Here is a 17,474-nt window from a genome sequence, read left to right as displayed (position 1 = left end):
AATAGCTCACTAGTCGAGAGGTCCTGCGCCGAAAATGTCCGGGGCTGAAACACAACACCGAAGCTTAGGAATGTAGTGATACATTGGTAGAGGAGCATTCTTAAAGGGAAGAAGCAGTACCGACAAGGAGCTGTGGACATTTAAGAAGAGAGAATGCCGGAATGAGTAGCGAGATGGAGGTGGGAATCCTCCAGGCCGAATATCCAAGGTTTCCAGAGTAAAGCTGATCTGCTCTGGGTAAGTCGGGGCCTAAGGTAAGGCTGAGAAGCGTAGCCGATGGACAACAGGTTGAGATTCCTGTACCGCGTATCATCAGAACTGTGGGGACACAGAAGGACAGCACAGCCCGGGAATGGAAAGACCGGGGCAAGCAGGGTAGGAGTCAAGCTGGCAAATCCGCTTGACGATCCGAAGCTGTGATGCGGAGCGAATATAAGTAGCGAAGTGTGTGATTCCGGCTGTCAAGAAAAGCCGCTATTGTGTGATACGTGCCCGTACCGTAAACCGACACAGGTAGATGAGGAGAGAATCCTAAGGCCGGCGGGAGAAGCATTGTTAAGGAACTCGGCAAAATGACCCTGTAACTTCGGGAGAAAGGGTGCCTGGGAAACCAGGCCGCAGAGAATAGGCTCAAGCAACTGTTTAGCAAAAACACAGGTCTATGCAAAACCGTAAGGTGAGGTATATGGGCTGACGCCTGCCCGGTGCTGGAAGGTTAAGAGGAGGGGTTAGCGCAAGCGAAGCTCTGAATTGAAGCCCCAGTAAACGGCGGCCGTAACTATAACGGTCCTAAGGTAGCGAAATTCCTTGTCGGGTAAGTTCCGACCCGCACGAAAGGCGTAATGATTTGAGCGCTGTCTCGACAATGCACCCGGTGAAATTGAAATACCAGTGAAGATGCTGGTTACCCGCGCCAGGACGGAAAGACCCCATGGAGCTTTACTCCAGCTTGATACTGGGATTCGGTACTGCATGTACAGGATAGGTGGGAGACTGAGAAACTTGGACGCCAGTCTGAGATGAGTCGCTGTTGGGATACCACCCCTGCGGTATTGGATTTCTAACCTGCAGCCGTGATCCGGCTGGGGGACAATGTCAGGCGGGGAGTTTGACTGGGGCGGTCGCCTCCGAAAGGGTATCGGAGGCGCTCAAAGGTTCCCTCATAATGGTTGGAAACCATTAGAAGAGTGCAAAGGCATAAGGGAGCTTGACTGCGACACCGACGGGTGGAGCAGGTAGGAAACTAGGACTTAGTGATCCGGTGGTATGAAAGTGGGATTGCCATCGCTCAACGGATAAAAGCTACCCTGGGGATAACAGGCTTATCACTCCCAAGAGTTCACATCGACGGAGTGGTTTGGCACCTCGATGTCGGCTCATCGCATCCTGGGGCTGTAGCAGGTCCCAAGGGTTGGGCTGTTCGCCCATTAAAGCGGTACGCGAGCTGGGTTCAGAACGTCGTGAGACAGTTCGGTCCCTATCCGGCGTGGGCGTAGGATATTTGAGAGGAGCTGTCCTTAGTACGAGAGGACCGGGATGGACGGGCCGCTGGTGTACCTGTTGGAGTGCCAACTCCATGGCAGGGTAGCCAAGCCCGGACGGGATAAACGCTGAAGGCATCTAAGCGTGAAGCCCCCCTCAAGATGAGATATCCCATACGCAGGTAGTAAGACCCCTTGAAGACGACAAGGTAGATAGGTCAGAGGTGGAAGTGTGGTGACACATGGAGCTGACTGATACTAATCGGTCGAGGGCTTGACCAAAAGGTCTGAGAGAGCGACACAAGATTTGCGGAGGAAGCCGTTGAAAGCTTGCTTTCATAAGGCTGGATCCGAAAAGCTTCAGTCATTGGCGAAGCCAATGACATGAATAAAACCGTCAGGTTTTATGAATGAGTCGCTAAGTTGTGGAATAAAATAAGTTGTGGTTGATATTCGGTAGTTCAATATGTGGTTTTGAAGGTATGTATAGATTTTATAGATTTAGCCTGGGCAGAGATGTCCAGGTTTTTTTGTGCATAAAATCATTTTTTCTCTTGTCAATGTGTATAAACTATGCTATACTGATATAGCTGTTCAGAGATATAAGATATTTATGCCCTGAGACAGGCAGTTTTAGCATTCGCGTGAGTCAGAACCTTGCGGGAAGGATGCGTATAACTTAAAAGATGCTGATATCTGTGCGTTCTGGTGACGGTACCTACCGGCTGCTTGCAGTGTACAGAGGCAGATTGGCATACAGGCCGCGGTCGGAAACCGCAAATTATATCAGAGAGGTGAATAAAATGAGAGAAGGAATCCATCCAAATTACTACCAGGCAAAGGTAGTTTGCAACTGTGGCAACGAGTTCGTAACTGGTTCTACCAAGAAGGACATCCATGTGGAGGTTTGCTCCAAGTGCCATTCATTCTACACTGGCCAGCAGAAGGCTGCTGCAGCTCGTGGACGTATTGATAAGTTCAATCGTAAGTACGGCATCAATGCTCAGTAATTATAAGAGAGAATTTAAGGGGTTGAGCTTTTGCGGCTCAGCCCCTTTGCGTTAAAATGCATTTTCGGATTCAGACTCCGAAAGTACATGAAAATCGAAAGGTAATGCATAGATGAAATATTCAGGAATTGGCGGACAGGCAGTGATCGAAGGCATTATGATGCAGAATGGTGAAAACTATGCAGTAGCCGTCCGTAAACCCGATGGAGAGATCGAGGTTAAAAAAGATACTTACAGAAGCGTAACAAAAAAGTATCCATTTTTGGGTATTCCCTTTATCAGGGGCGTGTTTAAATTTGCAGATTCCATGATCGTAGGCATGAGGGCACTTACCTGGTCCTGCAGCTTCTTTGAAGATGACGAAGATGCAAAGGAGAGCCGCTTTGAACAGTGGCTGGATAAGGTCTTCGGCGAAAAATTAGAAGGCATCCTTATGACCGTTGTTATGATCTTTTCTTTTATCATGGCGATTGGGATTTTCATGCTGCTGCCTATGTTTATTTCCAATATATGTAAAAAAGTGATCCCGTCCCATACTGTGATGGCGATTTTAGAAGGATTTATCCGTATTGCCATTTTCGTTATTTATATAAAAATGGTATCCCGTATGGAAGACATTAAACGAACCTTTATGTATCATGGTTCCGAACACAAATGCATCAACTGTATTGAACATGGTTTAGAGCTGAATGTAGCCAATGTACGGGCCAGCTCCAAGGAGCACAAGCGCTGCGGTACCAGCTTTATTATGATCGTTATGGTCATCAGTATTCTGTTTTTTATGGTGATCCGCACCGATACCATCTGGCTGCGTATAGTGAGCCGCATTGTGCTGATCCCTGTGATCGCAGGTGTTTCCTATGAGTTTTTAAGCTTTGCAGGAAAACATGATTCTAAACTGGTAGATATTTTAAGCCGTCCGGGAATGTGGATGCAGGGATTGACCACCAAAGAGCCAGACGATACTATGATCGAAGTAGCCATCGCTGCTGTAGAGGAAGTGTTTGACTGGCGGGCTTATCTGGACGAAAACTTCCCGGATTGGGAGAAGAAAGAGGAACAGGCATGAAAATGACCCTTGGGACTCTTTTAGAAGAAGGAAAAGAAAAACTGGAAAAAGCAGGTGTTCCTGACCCGCTTTTAGATGCCCGTTTCCTTTTATTAGATGTATTTGACATGAATTTTGCGTCTTTTCTTGTAAAAAGGGATCGCCCTCTTACAGAAACGGAAAATGGGACAAATGTAACAGAAGCAGATACGGATACACGGAAAAAAATTGATAAATACTGGGAAATGATAAGTAAAAGAGAAATGCGTATCCCTCTTCAGCAGCTTACTGGTGTCCAGGAGTTTATGGGACTGGAATTTTATGTAAATGAACATGTTCTGATCCCAAGACAGGATACAGAAACACTGGTTGAACTGATATTAAACGAGCACAAAGAGAAAAATATTTCACTTTTAGATGTGTGTACCGGTTCCGGCTGTATTGCTGTCAGTCTGGCAAAGCTTGGAGGCTATGCAGATGTAACAGCTCTTGACTTGTCAGAAGAAGCGTTGAAAGTGGCAAAATCCAATGGGGAAAAACTTCTGGATCATCCAGTGAAATTTATAAAAAGCGATATGTTTTCTGCTTTAGATCCAGAAAACCGCTATGATGTGATCGTATCCAATCCCCCTTATATCCCGAGTCAGGTGATAGAAGGGCTGGAGCCGGAGGTGAAAGACCATGAGCCACGGATGGCATTAGACGGTGAGCCGGACGGATTGAAATTTTACCGCATTTTAGCAGAAGAAGGAAAAAAATACCTGAAGAACGGTGGAGAGATCTATATGGAGATCGGCTGGGATCAGGCAAAGGATGTAACAAAAATATTTGAAACAATGGGATTTAAAGGGCTTAGGACTGTCCGTGACATGACTGGAAATGACCGGGTAGTATGTGCCAGGAAGGAGAAGTAGAAATTATGTTTGATAAACTGGATGATATGTTGATTCATTATGAAGAACTGATGCTTATGCTTGGGGATCCGGATGTGACCCAGGATACCAAACGCTTTACCAAGCTGATGAAAGAACAGGCTGAACTGGCACCGATCGTAGAAGCTTATAAGCAGTATAAGCAGGCAAAGCAGGACGTAGAAGACAGTCTGGCAATGTTAGATGAAGAAAATGATGAGGAAATGCGTGAAATGGCAAAGGAAGAGTTATCCGATGCAAAAAAACGCATTGAGGAATTGGAGCATGAGTTAAAGATCCTTCTTCTTCCAAAAGACCCTAATGATGATAAGAACATTATCCTGGAGATCCGTGCAGGCGCAGGCGGTGACGAGGCAGCTCTTTTCGCAGCTGAGCTTTACCGTATGTATTCCAACTACGCAGACAGCCAGCACTGGAAAGTAGAGATCATCAGTATCAATGAAAATGGTATCGGCGGCTTTAAGGAAGTTGTAGCTATGGTTACAGGAAAAGGCGCCTATTCCAAGTTGAAATATGAAAGCGGCGTACATCGTGTACAGCGTGTGCCTGAGACAGAGTCCGGCGGCCGTATCCATACCTCTACAGCAACGGTAGCAGTTATGCCGGAAGCAGAAGAAGTAGATGTTCAGATCGATATGAATGATTGCCGTATTGACGTAATGCGTGCATCTGGTAATGGCGGACAGTGTGTCAACACCACTGACTCAGCAGTACGTTTGACCCATATGCCGACGGGGATCGTTATTTACAGCCAGACAGAAAAATCACAGCTGCAGAACAAGGAAAAAGCATTTCGCCTGTTACGCTCCAAGCTGTATGATTTAGAGCTGGAAAAACGCCAGAATTCCGAAGCAGAAGAACGCCGAAGCCAGATCGGTACCGGAGACCGCTCTGAGAAGATCCGCACCTATAACTTCCCACAGGGACGTGTTACTGATCATAGGATTAAATTGACTTTATACAAGATCGATTCTATTATGAACGGTGATATTCAGGAGCTGTTAGATAATCTGATCGCAGCAGATCAGGCTGCGAAACTGGCTAAAATGAACGAGAATTAAGATTTAGATACAGTATAAAGAAAGCTATTGCAAAGTGATGATGTAAGATCAGTTTGCAATAGCTTTTTTGGATATATGGGGTTAACAATGATGAGATAAATAAAATGGTGTGAACACGCCATTTTATGGGAGTTTGAGATGTTCGAGGATTGCGGGAATTGCATATCAATGGAGCAATCCTGTTACATCATAATATAACATAATTATAATGATACCAGGGTCAAAAGGTCATAAATCCGGTGCAAGCTTGCTTGCAGGAGGATTTGTGGCCTTGGGACCCGCCAAAAACATGAGTAAGAAGCCATTTTTTGAAGAAAAATGAGCGGATTACGAATGTTTTTAGAATTGCGGGAGTGCAAAGCACGTAGCAATTCGGTATCAGAGGGGTCAAAATACCTTTTGCCCCCAACATCATTATAATGTAACAGGAGGTATAGACTATGTCGCAGATCATTTCAATCAAAGATTAAAAAAATACATCTGAAATTTCTGACATGTGCCATAAAGCTGGAGAACCTTAACAGATAGTACTTGTTGCATATTTTTTATCAAAAAACAGTTGACAAGAAAGTTAGTTGGTGCTAATCTTATAAACAGTTAGATAAATTAGCCTAAACTAACTACAACACAGATCCTAAATGTATAAAATAAAAAAGATGAAACAGACTATGTAAGAAATATGTAGAAAATATGGATAAAAGGCAGCGGGACAGGATATCCGTGGTGCTTAAAAGAAGGAGGAGCCTATGTCAGAACAGAAAGCACAGATCATTGGAGAACTTCAGAGAAAAGGAAAACGGATCACAGGACAGAGAAAGATCCTTTTAGATGTCATACTGGAAGGAAACTGGTCCAGTTGTAAGGAGATTTACTACATGGCTTCTAAAAAGGACCCGACCATCGGACTTGCAACTGTCTACAGAATGGTAGGTGTATTAGAGGAAATGGGATTTTTAAGCAGAGGATACAGATATTCTTATCCAGTGGAAAATAAGATCAGCTAAAGCTAGGATAGTTTACTTACAGAAACTGCCTCATGGCAGGCTCTTCTGTATGCATAGCAAAAGCGGGCTGCACGTTATATAAAAATGTGCAGCCCGCTTTTGCTTTATCCACACAGAAAACGCGCCAGAAGGCGCGTTCTGTGATCTATACCAATACTCCCCTAAAAATCAAATTTACAGTTTCTGGCAAAACTCGATCCGCTCTTTGTTTGGTCCCTGGATGATAAAGAAGCGCACACCTCTTTCCCAGAAATCAAGAGCTTCAATGCCATTGCTCAACACCAGATGCTTCTGGTTTAAAGTAGCTGCGTAGGCTTTTTCAATATCCAGGCAGTTTAAGGCAATGTGGTTAATGGCTCCGTCACAGAGAGCCACAGGATCCTCATAAGTTTCAATCACCAGATTTCCCAACTGCAAAAAAGCTACATGCTGGTTCTTTTCCGGGACACAAGTCCTTAAGATGACCTGGAATCCCAGATCCTCGTAAAAATGGATCGTATTTTCCAAATGATCTGTTGGGATTCCAATATGCTGGATCCCGTCACAATAAGCACCAGGAGTCATATGATATCATCCTTTCTTGTAAAGCTTAATCTGCCTGATCAAAGCTATTTCAAAGCATTTTTAATATCGGTTTTTAAAGCTTCAGTCCATTTTGCCCATGTAAGAGCCTCTTTTTGTACCCGTACAGACCGGCTGGCAAAAGAACTTTTCAGAATGCAGTCAGCTAAAAGAGCAGAGGAAGCTTTATAGTCATCTTTCTCAGAATACTCTAAAGAAAGGGCCATATTGTGATCTTTGGCTGTTTGGATCAGCATTTTCAGATCCTTATCCGTGCCATTCAATGTGCGAAGATCAGTGGTTCCAAATGCATTATCCAGCTGTTTATCCATTTCGGGGTCAAAAGTCTCATCTGTAAGAGAACCGCAGCTGTAAGACGCTGCCATATGGTACTGTCCGGGAACAGACAGAGCTGCGTTTAAGGCTGCATAGCCCCCTTCCTTTACACCGGCGATCATCTGGAAGCCCAGGTCAGCTGGGAAATAGTCGGCAATCATTTCCGGAAGCTCTTTTGTAAGCATCTGGAAATAAGTAAATCCATGGATCATATCAAGCCCGTAGCTTAATTTCAGATCCGGCATCACAATGATAATGCCCAGTTCATCTGCCAGATCCTCTACAGCTGTATGGCGCTGCCATGCTGTGTGGTCACAGCCTGCAGGGGGAAGCAGCCATAAAACAGGATAAGAGCTTTTTTCATTGTTTTCCATAGGAACAATAGCTGTCAGGGAATTGCATTCCGTAAGGGCAGCTGAATAAAAGTGGTCCAGTATGAGAGCCATGTTAGTTTCCTCCTTTCAACGCAAGAGTGTCAAGGAAATGTTGGATCCATTCATCCCAGAAGCCCCACTCATGGACACCGGGACCTTCGTGGTATTCATACTCATATGGATTACCGGGAATGTTTTCAAAGGTTTTTTTGATCTCCATGGCAACAGGATATCGGACATCTTCTGTACCCATAGCGTGGTATATTTTTGGCAGTATAGTATGCTCTTTCGCAGTATCCTGGATCAGCTTTAAAATGTCATATTCTGTTCCTGCAAGGGAATCAGAATCAGAGGTGCCGTAAATGTCCTCATTGCATTTTTTAAACATATAGTCACTGCCACTTTTATTTCTCCAAAGGTGCTCTAGCGGAGCAACTCCGCCAGTAGAAAGCATGCAGATCCGGCCATATTTGTCCGGATTGTTCAGGCCTACCCACATAGCGCCGCCGCCGCCCATGGACAGTCCGGCAATGTAGTTATCTTCCCGTTTCCGGCTCATTTTCGGGAATAATTTTGCACAAAATTCCGGCAATTCCTTTGAAATATAGTCATAATAGCGGGGACCATGCTTCATATTGATATAACGGCTGTAGCTAACCTCCGGCATAATGACCATCAGACCTAAAGGAGCTGCGTAGCGTTCGATAGAAGTACGGCGCATCCAGATGGTATAATCATCACTGCGTCCGTGCAACAGCCACAGAACCGGGAAGCTGTCTGCCTGCTCGCTTCCGGCAAGACCGATGCCCTGCATTTTCTGGGGCATGATCACGCCGATCTTAGTGTCCATATTCAGGACCTTTGAGTGGAAATTCACATGTAATAAAGACAATGTATATACCTCCTAACCTTTGACAGCACCTTCCATCATGCCGGAGACGATCTGTTTCTGGAACAGGCAGTAAACGATAAAGATCGGCAGGATAGAAAGAAGCATAACAGCAAATACAATAGTGAAATTGGTAGAGTTTTCTGTACGGAATGAGTACTGGTACAGAGTCAGTGTACGGTTTAAGTTAGACTGGTTTAATACAAGGGATGGCATAAAATAGTCATTCCAGATCCACAGGGAGTTTTTGATAACAACTGTGGAGATGATAGGCTTCATAATAGGACGAACGATCTTATAAAATACCTGGTTTGTAGTAGCTCCGTCAATATAGGCAGCTTCTTCCAGATCAATAGGCATGGAAGACAGATAGCCTACTAAAAGGAAAATACCTTCGCAGGTGGAGTTTGCAATGTAGAAAAGGATAGCACCAGTCCTGTTAAGAAGACCGATATTGCTCATTAACTTTACCATGGGAAGCATTTTTACCTGGAAAGGGATAAAAATACCGGCTACCATGAAAAAGTAGAGAAAGCTGTAAAAACGGGATGTAAATCTTCTGCGGGAAATGGCATAAGCACACATGGGAAGAAAAAATACCATGGCAACAATGGCTACACCAGTGATGATCGCAGAGTTTTTCAGTGCGATGAAATAATCCGGTCTCTGGAGTACATAAGCAAAATTGTCAAAAACAATATGCCTTGGAAGACCGAAGAAATTGCTGAAAATGTCGCTCATATCCTTTAAAGAAGAAACTACGGTAAGATAAAATGGGAAAAATACAAGGAGAGCGCCCAGAGTCAGCACTGCATAGGTCAGAGCATGTAAGATTTTTCTTTTTTTCATGGGATACCTCCTGTTTTAATCGTAGATCTTCTTTTTGTCAGTAAATCGGATCTGGGTAATGGAAATAACTGCAATGATAACGGCAACGATCATAGCCTGGGAAATGGCATATCCAAACTTCATGTCCTCAAAGCCGATACGGTAAATGGAAAGAGTGATACTTTCTGTTGCGCCTGCCGGTCCACCGGAGGTCATTGCCATAATGTAATCGTAGATCATAAGTCCTTCTTTCAGGACAAGGACAAAAATAATACTTAAAATAGGCAGAATGTAGCGAAGAGTGATGTAGTAAAAGCGTTGACGGCCATTTGCCCCATCTACAATGGCTGCTTCGATAATCTCACCTGGAATGGTCTGTAAAGCAGAAATGACTAAAACTGTTGGAATTGCAACACTTTTCCATATATTTGTGATCAGGATACCGTAAATAGCAGTGCTTCTGCCGGATAAAATGTTTTTCTGTAATGCTTCAATCCCAAGGGAAGTTCCAAGACTGGGGATTCCCTGAAAGAAAATATAGTTGAAGATCAGTCCAATGGTCAGCATACTGACACAGGCCGGGAAAAAATAGATAGCTCTGAAGCAGTTCTGGCCACGGATCTTTGTGTTCATTAACAGTGCAAGTACAACAGACAGCAGCATTACGCAGATGATCAGCATTGCGGCATATCGTATATTAAATAGTACGGCTTTCCGGAAACGATTGTCGGATAAAATCTTAATATAGTTTTTCAGGCCTACAAATTTATAGTTCTTACCGATGCCGTTCCAGTTGGTAAAGCTATAATACAGCCCAAGGACAATTGGAACAATAGAGAGAAAGGAATACATGATCAGATTCGGTAGTACATATAAAAAGTGTGTGATATTGCGATCACGGTTTTTCGTTGATTTCATGATGCTGCCTCCATTTTTTTAGAAATGTATTACTGGGATCACAGAAAGATCCCAGTAATACATAAGAATTGAAAAATTAGGATTCAGATTCAGCAGGAGTATAGTATTCTTCTACTAAAGACTGGAATTCGTCTAAGAAGGTATCTACATCCTTATCTAAGATCAGGGCCTGTACAGATACAACCAGGCTGTTTCTTAAATCCTGTGTCCAGATACTTGCTAAAGAAGGAGCAAATCTGCCTTCGTTAATGTAGTCGTTGATCTCTTTAAGCTGTGGAACGTTGTATTCGACACCCTGGATCAGAGTTGGGTTTTTGTCACCGTCACTGAATTCCTGTGCAATATCTTCACGTACAAGGAAATCAAGGAAGCGGATGCATGCATCCTGCTGTTCTGGTGTACAGTCAGCAGAAATAGAATAAGCAGTATCAACAGTACCAGCGATCCAGAAATCATCAGTTGTAATAGCAGGAATAGCGGTGCAGTTGAAATTCAGGTCCGGATTCATGGTCTCGAATGTAGTTACTGCCCAGGAACCATCAATGTACATAGCAGATTTTCCACTGGTAAATTCTTCGTAAGCAGGTTCGTCATCATATCCAAGAGAATCAGGATTTGCATATTCACGCAGCTTTAAGATGGTTTCTGCATATTTGCGGATATTAGGATCATCTTTAATGTTGTAGCTGCCGTTGATCTGTTCATCACACTTGCTATAGAAGTCATGGTCCACACAGCCAATGAGCATACGGTCAAACTGCTGGTTGATGCGGACTGCTTTCTTATCCGGGAAGGAGAATGGCTGGATGCCGGCTTCAACTAACTTGTCGCATACACCTCACATTTCATCCATGGTCTTTGGAATGGTAAGTCCCAGTTCATTAAAAATATCTACGTTGTAGTACAGACCAAAGGAGTTGGTGGTCAGCGGAAGGGAGTACTGTTTTCCGTTCACTTCGCAGCGTTCCAGAACGGAAGGAGTTACACGTTTCATAAAGTCCTGATCCGTCAGGTCCATGAAAAGTCCTTCCCTGAACATATCTTTATAGGATGCGTTCCATGGGAATACAGATACTAACTGCGGAATGTTTCCTGCTGCTACACGGGAGATCAGTGTAGTTGTGGTGGATTCAGCCAGAGTAAGGTTTACCTGTATATCCGGGTTTTCTTCCATGAATTTGTTTACCAGAGTGTTGTAAAGCTCTACGTTTTCTGGTTTCTGATAGAACAACTCAATGGCTACTTTGCCTTCGGAAGCAGCATCTGTGCTGGCAGCTTCGGCAGCTGTGGTCTGGTCTGCACTGGAAGCAGGAGCATCAGCGGTCTTTCCTCCTGAGCAACCGGTCAGTGCAGCTGTTAAAAGAGTGGCTCCGATCATACATGCTGTAAATCTTTTTTTCATAATGTTTCCCCTTTCACATATGGTTTTTGTACAGCCTTAACTTGTAGCCAAAGTATAGGCTTTTTCAGGGAAATTATAAATACCATATTCAAATTTTACTTGCCATTTTCAAAGATTGTTGTATATTTTTATATAAAGAGGTGCGATGGATATATGAAAAAACGGCAGAAAGCGAAAAGATATATAGTGAATTGGAAAGATATAAAGAAAAATATGACAAAAACAGATTCAATTAAAAAATGGCTGATCCTTCTGGCAGGCCTGCAGATATTCCTTACCATGGCATTTTTATGTTATCTTGTAACTGTAAGTGCCTACCAGAATTATAATATGGCTACCCACCGGTATTTCCAGACAGGAGAGCAGCTGTTAGACCGGGTAGAGATATCTGTAAAAGAATTGGAACAGGCCACTTTTTTCCCGGCTCAGTTATATACCCAGAATAATGACCCCTATTTGTGCAGTACACTAAGGGAAGGTCCCATCCTTAAAAATTTCCGTTTTTATTCGTATTTTAATACTCAGGCCCAGATACGTTTCACAACAGACTCTACCAGCTTTATTGCTCTTTATGATCTTGAAGGAAATGGCGTATACACTTCAAAAGGGGCAAATTACGGAATTAGCTTTTTGGATAAGGAAAAGGCAGAATGGTATAAAAAAATTTCTGCTTATAAAACAGGTAGGCCTCTTCTCATAGCTGCGCAGGAATTTAGAGGATCGGGTATGAATATGCGTGACGGCGGTTCATTGTGTATTGGCAGAGGCATTCTGGACCTGAATACGATCAAAATCGTAGGCTATTGCGTGGCAGGAATAGATACTTCTTATCTGGAGAATTATTTTGAGCAGAACCGTCAGACACCGAATCAGAGATTTGCGGTATATAAAGATGGGAAGCTTTTGTACGGAAATATAGAACAGGAAGAAAGCTATCAGGGATTTGTAAAAGAAAATCTGAAAAAAACAGAACGAAAAGAAAATTACCAGAGCAGAAAATTAAAGCACAGTGATAAAAACTCCTGTGTATACAATGTGATCGGCCACGCTAATGGCTACACTCTGGTATTACAGACTCCTTTGTCTGACATTTTTGGAAATATGGGAAGGATCCAGATGTTAAATATCATTCCCATAGGTATGATCTTAGGTGGGATCATATTTCTGATCTTTCAGATGTTAGGCCGGATCTTAAAGGCATTAAACCGTCTGATCGAAGCCTGTAATCATTTTGAACTGGGTCACATAAATAAAGTTTCAAAAGAAGGACTTCCAGAGGAATTTCAGACTCTGGTATCCTCTTTTAATAAAATGTCAAAACGTATTGATCTGCTGATCCATGAGGTATTTGTAAAGCAACAGGAAAAACAGGAAACAGAACTGCAGCTTTTAAGGACCCAGATCAATCCCCATTATCTGTATAATACTCTGGAGATCATGCACATGAAGACTTATATGTGCCAGGATTATGAAACAGCTACCATGGCAGAACTGTTAGGGCAGAATCTTCAGTATGGCCTTCGGAATACCACAAAAGAAGTGCCTTTGGAAGAAGAAATCCATCAGTTAAATATCTACCGGGCTATTCTTGCATATCAGTACAATGAACGGATCCAGTTTAACATCTGCATTGACAGGGAGCTGTATTCCTGCCATGTTTTAAAGCTGGTATTCCAGCCTATTGTGGAAAATGCAGTGATCCATGGTATTACAGACAGTCATCAGATCCTGCATATTGATATTTTGGGATATAGAGACGAGGACCGCCTATATATCCAGGTTTCCGATGATGGATGTGGTATGAGTGAAGAACAGTTAGAGATGCTGCGCCATGATATAGACAGTCCTTCCAGCAACAGCATCGGACTTCGTAATGTATGCAGGCGGATCAGCTTAAACTATGGTCCGGAGTATAAGGTATCCATTGAAAGTGCTGAAGGAATGGGAACTATGATCATGCTTTGTTTTCCATGGAAAGATAACATGAGTGATGATATGGAAGAAGAGCGGACGAAGAAGGAGGAACAGGATGTACCGGATCCTATTAGTAGATGATGACCAGAATATTGTAGATGGTCTTGGGAGTATTATAAAGCAAAATTTTGAAAATATCTTTGTTATATCCAGTGCCTGCGATGGAAGTGATGCTTTAAACCGTCTTACAGAAGATTACTATCATGTGATCATTTCGGATATCCGTATGCCAAAGCTGGATGGCATCAGTCTTCTGGAGCTGATCAGCAAAAACCAGATTCCCAGTGTAGTGATCATGCTCAGTGGTTATGATGATTATACCTATATCCGCAATGCACTGAGGCTGGGGGCTTATGATTATCTGTTAAAGCCTGTGAATATACAGAATTTTGTGTCCATGCTCAGATTGCTGATCCCGCGGTTAAAAGACAGTTCCGTAAAGCTGCAGGCAGAAGAGGTAAGCTGTGTGCGTCCGGAAACACAGGGGGATTATTTTGATATTCCGGCCAAAAAACCTTATTATACAAAAGAAGATCTGGAAAAAGAAATGGAACATCTTTCAGCCGGGCTTTTGTCCATGGACGAAAAGGGCACAAAAGATAAGATCCAGGAAATCTTTTCCCATTTATCCCAGGAAGCTGTGACTAAAGAACAGTTTAAGCAGGTATTTTCCGCATTTCTCTACACATTAATGCAGAAAAATACAGCCCTGATCCCTATTATAGCAGGTTACAAGCTGTCAGATAATGACCTGGCTGCCCAGATTAAAAACCAGCCCCACATCAGTCAGTTAAGACAGAAAATGGAACAGATCCTGCTGCTTTATATGGAACAGCTGAAAAAACAGCAGGAAAAGAAAGAAGAATATGTGGTAAAAAAGGCACAGGAATACATGGAAAAGCACTGTTCTGAACAGCTTCTCCTTTCAGACATTGCTGCCCAGTTCCATCTCCACCCCAATTACTTCAGCAGTTTGTTTAAAAAGCAGCTGGATATGACAGTGAGAGATTACATACTTCAGCTTCGCATGACAAAGGCCAAGGAACTGATGAAAGACTCGTCCCTGAAGCTTTTAGACATTGCCCTGGCAGTAGGCTACGAAGATGCCGCCCACTTTAACCGGGCATTTAAGAATGTCACCGGGGTTTCACCGTCGATGTATCGGGATGGGATAAAGAAACAATAAGACTATAGTATAAAAAGTTTTTGTAAGTACATTACATACAAAGGAGAAATGCAGATGAAAATAGTTGTACTTGATGGATATACAGAAAATCCGGGAGATCTTTCCTGGGATGAGATGAAAAAATACGGAGAATTGACGATTTATGACAGAACACCGGCAGAGAAAGTGGTAAATCGTATTGGCAATGCAGAGGTCGTTTTTACCAATAAGACTTCGATCACAAAAGAAACCATGGATGCATGCCCGGATCTTAAGTTTATCAGTGTCCTTGCAACAGGCTACAATGTGATCGATGTTAATTATGCAAAAGAAAAAGGGATCGTTGTCAGCAATATTCCTGCTTATGGAACGGACTGTGTAGGACAGTTTGCCATTGCTCTTCTTTTAGAGATCTGCCATCGCATCGGACATCATGATAAGGCTGTAAAAGAGGGCAGATGGGAGAAGGCCCCAGACTGGTGCTTCTGGGACTATCCTTTGATAGAATTGGCAGGAAAAACACTGGGGATCATTGGTTTTGGCCGTATTGGACAGAAAACAGGAACCATAGCAAAGGCAATGGGTATGAATGTACTGGCTTATGATTCCCATCCAAATGATAAAGGACGTGCTATTGCTGAGTATGTGGAACTGGATAAGATATTTGCAAAATCAGATGTGATCTCGCTTCATTGCCCATTGTTCCCGTCTACAGAAGGCATTATCAATAAAGATAATATTGCCAGGATGAAAGATGGAGTTATCATCATTAATAACTCCCGTGGACAGCTGGTTGTGGAAAAAGATCTGGCAGATGCATTAAACAGTGGAAAAGTATATGCAGCAGGACTGGATGTGGTAAGTACAGAGCCTATTAAGAGTGACAATCCTCTTCTGAAAGCTAAAAACTGTATCATCACCCCTCATATTTCCTGGGCGCCAAAGGAAGCAAGGCAGAGGATCATGGATATGTCTGTGGAAAATCTTAAACAGTTTTTAGATGGAGATCCGGTGAATGTGGTAAACCGGTAATAAAAAAAGAAAAAATGTAAAGCAGCCTTATATATGATCAAAAAATGCTGTAAAAATGACGGCCCGTTTCCCAAACTGGAAACAGTGCCGTCATTTTTTATATCTTAGTATGCCCGTTTAATAATATCATTCATATGCTTTTCAGCTTCAAAGCGGATACGCTCTTCATCCAGAGTAAGGACCTCACGGTTTTTCATTACGATCTTGCCGTTGATGATAGAATCAGTCACATCATGTCCGTTTGCAGCATCTACAATGGTATTTACCAGATTCTGGCTTGGAGTGATATGAGGCTGGTCAATATTTAACAGGATCAGGTCAGCTTTCTTGCCTTCTTCAACGGATCCAAGGATATCACCGTGTCCAAGAGCATTTGCACCGCCCTGGGAGGCCATCTTTAAAAGTGTAGGACAGGTCATTACTACAGGATTAAAAGATGGAATTCCCCAGTAAGCCATCATAGCATAGCGAAGAACCTTCATTTCGTCAAAAATATCCAGATTGGAAGGTGCAGCACCATCGCAGCCTAAGCCAAGGCTTGCACCGGCTTCCAGAATCTGGGGAGCTTTTGGAAAACCGTGGTTTGCCAGGTTGGCTCTTGGGCAATGGATCATTTTCACACCACGTTCTGCCATCAGCGCAATATCGTGATCTGACAGCATTACATTGTGGGCAGTCAGAAGATTAGGACCAAGAATGCCCATTTCTTCCAGAAATTCTGCAGGGCGTTTTTGGTAATTTTGCAGGCAGAAGCTGACCTCGTCTTTATGTTCACACAGATGGGCATGAATGCCGGTATGGAATTCTTTAGCAGATTCACCTACCATGGCGATCAGTTCCCTGGAACAGGTCATTACCTGACGGATAGCAAACCAGATATCAACACGACCATCGCCAGCCCCCTGATATTTCTGATACAGTTTCTTTGTGTTTTCGATAGCCTCATTAGCTGTCTCTTTCATTGCACCAGTAATGGCATTTCCCATATCCATGGTTGATTTTGCAATGGCAGCTCTCATGCCAGATTCAATGACTGCATCTGCAACCCGGTCCATATGTACACCGCCGGAATCAGCAAAAGCAGTTGTTCCGCTTTTGATCATTTCCAGACATGCCAGAAGGCCGCTGATATAAGAATCTTCTGGCTGGAGATTACTTTCAAAAGGAACCAGGAAACGGGTCCATACCATAGGATATTCATCGGCAACACGCCCTCTTAAAAGCTGCTGGCAGGTATGTGTATGGCCATCTACCATGCCGGGCATGACAAGCTTTCCTTTGCCATCGATTATTTCACTGGCAGAGCTGTCAGCCATCAATTCATCTGTAGGACCGATCTTTTTGATCCAGCTGTCTTTAATTCCTACAGAACAGGTAGATGAAACCGTCATATCAGGGTTTAAAACCTGACAGTTCTTAATTAAAATATCATATTTTTCCATATAAATTTACCTCGCTC

Annotated in this window: 16 protein-coding genes and 1 rRNA gene (1 of these 17 only partly in view); 9 read left to right on the top strand and 8 right to left on the bottom strand. The window is 43.2% G+C overall.

Translation table 11 applies throughout. The features are described from left to right. From OGM16_02980 to OGM16_02955, 6 genes are all read left to right on the top strand, one after another. Positions 1 to 1,763: ribosomal RNA gene (locus OGM16_02980) — 23S ribosomal RNA — on the top strand (it extends 1,125 nt beyond the left edge of the window). Positions 1,764 to 2,284: 521 nt separating this feature from the next. Continuing rightward, positions 2,285 to 2,491, top strand: coding sequence for a 50S ribosomal protein L31 (gene rpmE, locus OGM16_02975; protein UYJ47257.1), 207 nt, complete (start codon positions 2,285 to 2,287; stop codon positions 2,489 to 2,491). 112 nt (positions 2,492 to 2,603) lie between these two features. Next, positions 2,604 to 3,560: a DUF1385 domain-containing protein gene (locus OGM16_02970; GenBank protein UYJ47256.1), complete on the top strand. Its 957-nt coding sequence runs from the start codon at positions 2,604 to 2,606 to the stop codon at positions 3,558 to 3,560. 2 nt (positions 3,561 to 3,562) lie between these two features. Next, a complete protein-coding gene (gene prmC / locus OGM16_02965) occupies positions 3,563 to 4,453 on the top strand; it encodes a peptide chain release factor N(5)-glutamine methyltransferase (protein ID UYJ48377.1) in 891 nt (296 codons plus the stop codon). Between the two features lie 5 nt (positions 4,454 to 4,458). Further along, positions 4,459 to 5,532: a peptide chain release factor 1 gene (prfA, locus tag OGM16_02960; protein UYJ47255.1), complete on the top strand. Its 1,074-nt coding sequence runs from the start codon at positions 4,459 to 4,461 to the stop codon at positions 5,530 to 5,532. A gap of 746 nt (positions 5,533 to 6,278) precedes the next feature. Continuing rightward, the gene (locus OGM16_02955) at positions 6,279 to 6,536 is read left to right on the top strand and encodes a transcriptional repressor (protein ID UYJ47254.1); all 258 of its coding nucleotides are present in this window, start codon (positions 6,279 to 6,281) and stop codon (positions 6,534 to 6,536) included. Positions 6,537 to 6,710: 174 nt separating this feature from the next. Here the strand turns inward: OGM16_02955 and OGM16_02950 are convergent, their stop codons facing one another. The 7 genes from OGM16_02950 to OGM16_02920 form a co-directional block, all read right to left on the bottom strand. After that, positions 6,711 to 7,100, bottom strand: a complete 390-nt coding sequence (locus OGM16_02950; GenBank protein UYJ47253.1) for a VOC family protein — start codon at positions 7,098 to 7,100, stop codon at positions 6,711 to 6,713. A 44-nt stretch (positions 7,101 to 7,144) separates the two neighbouring features. Beyond that, entirely contained in the window at positions 7,145 to 7,879 is a 735-nt protein-coding gene (locus OGM16_02945; protein ID UYJ47252.1) for an esterase family protein, read from the bottom strand. Position 7,880: 1 nt separating this feature from the next. Then, the gene (locus OGM16_02940) at positions 7,881 to 8,699 is read right to left on the bottom strand and encodes an esterase family protein (GenBank protein ID UYJ47251.1); all 819 of its coding nucleotides are present in this window, start codon (positions 8,697 to 8,699) and stop codon (positions 7,881 to 7,883) included. A gap of 12 nt (positions 8,700 to 8,711) precedes the next feature. Then, positions 8,712 to 9,545 carry a carbohydrate ABC transporter permease gene (locus OGM16_02935; protein UYJ47250.1) on the bottom strand — a complete coding sequence of 278 codons (834 nt, stop codon included), beginning with the start codon at positions 9,543 to 9,545 and terminating at the stop codon, positions 8,712 to 8,714. Positions 9,546 to 9,560: 15 nt separating this feature from the next. Next, positions 9,561 to 10,442, bottom strand: coding sequence for a sugar ABC transporter permease (locus OGM16_02930; GenBank protein UYJ47249.1), 882 nt, complete (start codon positions 10,440 to 10,442; stop codon positions 9,561 to 9,563). A gap of 76 nt (positions 10,443 to 10,518) precedes the next feature. After that, positions 10,519 to 11,190 carry an extracellular solute-binding protein gene (locus OGM16_02925; GenBank protein UYJ47248.1) on the bottom strand — a complete coding sequence of 224 codons (672 nt, stop codon included), beginning with the start codon at positions 11,188 to 11,190 and terminating at the stop codon, positions 10,519 to 10,521. 90 nt (positions 11,191 to 11,280) lie between these two features. Next, on the bottom strand, positions 11,281 to 11,844 hold the full coding sequence (locus OGM16_02920; protein UYJ47247.1) for an extracellular solute-binding protein: 564 nt from the start codon (positions 11,842 to 11,844) through the stop codon (positions 11,281 to 11,283). A gap of 153 nt (positions 11,845 to 11,997) precedes the next feature. Between OGM16_02920 and OGM16_02915 the strand changes: the two genes are divergently transcribed. From OGM16_02915 to OGM16_02905, 3 genes are read left to right on the top strand one after another with little or no spacing between them, the layout of a single operon-like run. After that, positions 11,998 to 13,899, top strand: a complete 1,902-nt coding sequence (locus OGM16_02915) for a histidine kinase (protein ID UYJ47246.1) — start codon at positions 11,998 to 12,000, stop codon at positions 13,897 to 13,899. After that, on the top strand, positions 13,874 to 15,004 hold the full coding sequence (locus OGM16_02910; GenBank protein UYJ47245.1) for a response regulator: 1,131 nt from the start codon (positions 13,874 to 13,876) through the stop codon (positions 15,002 to 15,004). The genes OGM16_02915 and OGM16_02910 overlap by 26 nt, the downstream gene beginning before the upstream one ends. Before the next feature lie 54 nt (positions 15,005 to 15,058). Then, on the top strand, positions 15,059 to 16,015 hold the full coding sequence (locus OGM16_02905) for a D-2-hydroxyacid dehydrogenase (protein UYJ47244.1): 957 nt from the start codon (positions 15,059 to 15,061) through the stop codon (positions 16,013 to 16,015). A 104-nt stretch (positions 16,016 to 16,119) separates the two neighbouring features. Here the strand turns inward: OGM16_02905 and OGM16_02900 are convergent, their stop codons facing one another. Then, positions 16,120 to 17,457 (bottom strand): amidohydrolase, encoded by a 1,338-nt coding sequence (locus tag OGM16_02900; protein ID UYJ47243.1) that lies wholly within the window; start codon positions 17,455 to 17,457, stop codon positions 16,120 to 16,122. Between the last annotated feature and the right edge of the window lie 17 nt (positions 17,458 to 17,474).

Source organism: Lachnospiraceae bacterium, from assembly GCA_025758065.1.
Lineage (GTDB): Bacteria > Bacillota > Clostridia > Lachnospirales > Lachnospiraceae > Enterocloster.
The sequence above is the reverse complement of the archived record's forward strand: the minus strand, read 5'-3'. Positions and strand labels throughout refer to the sequence as shown.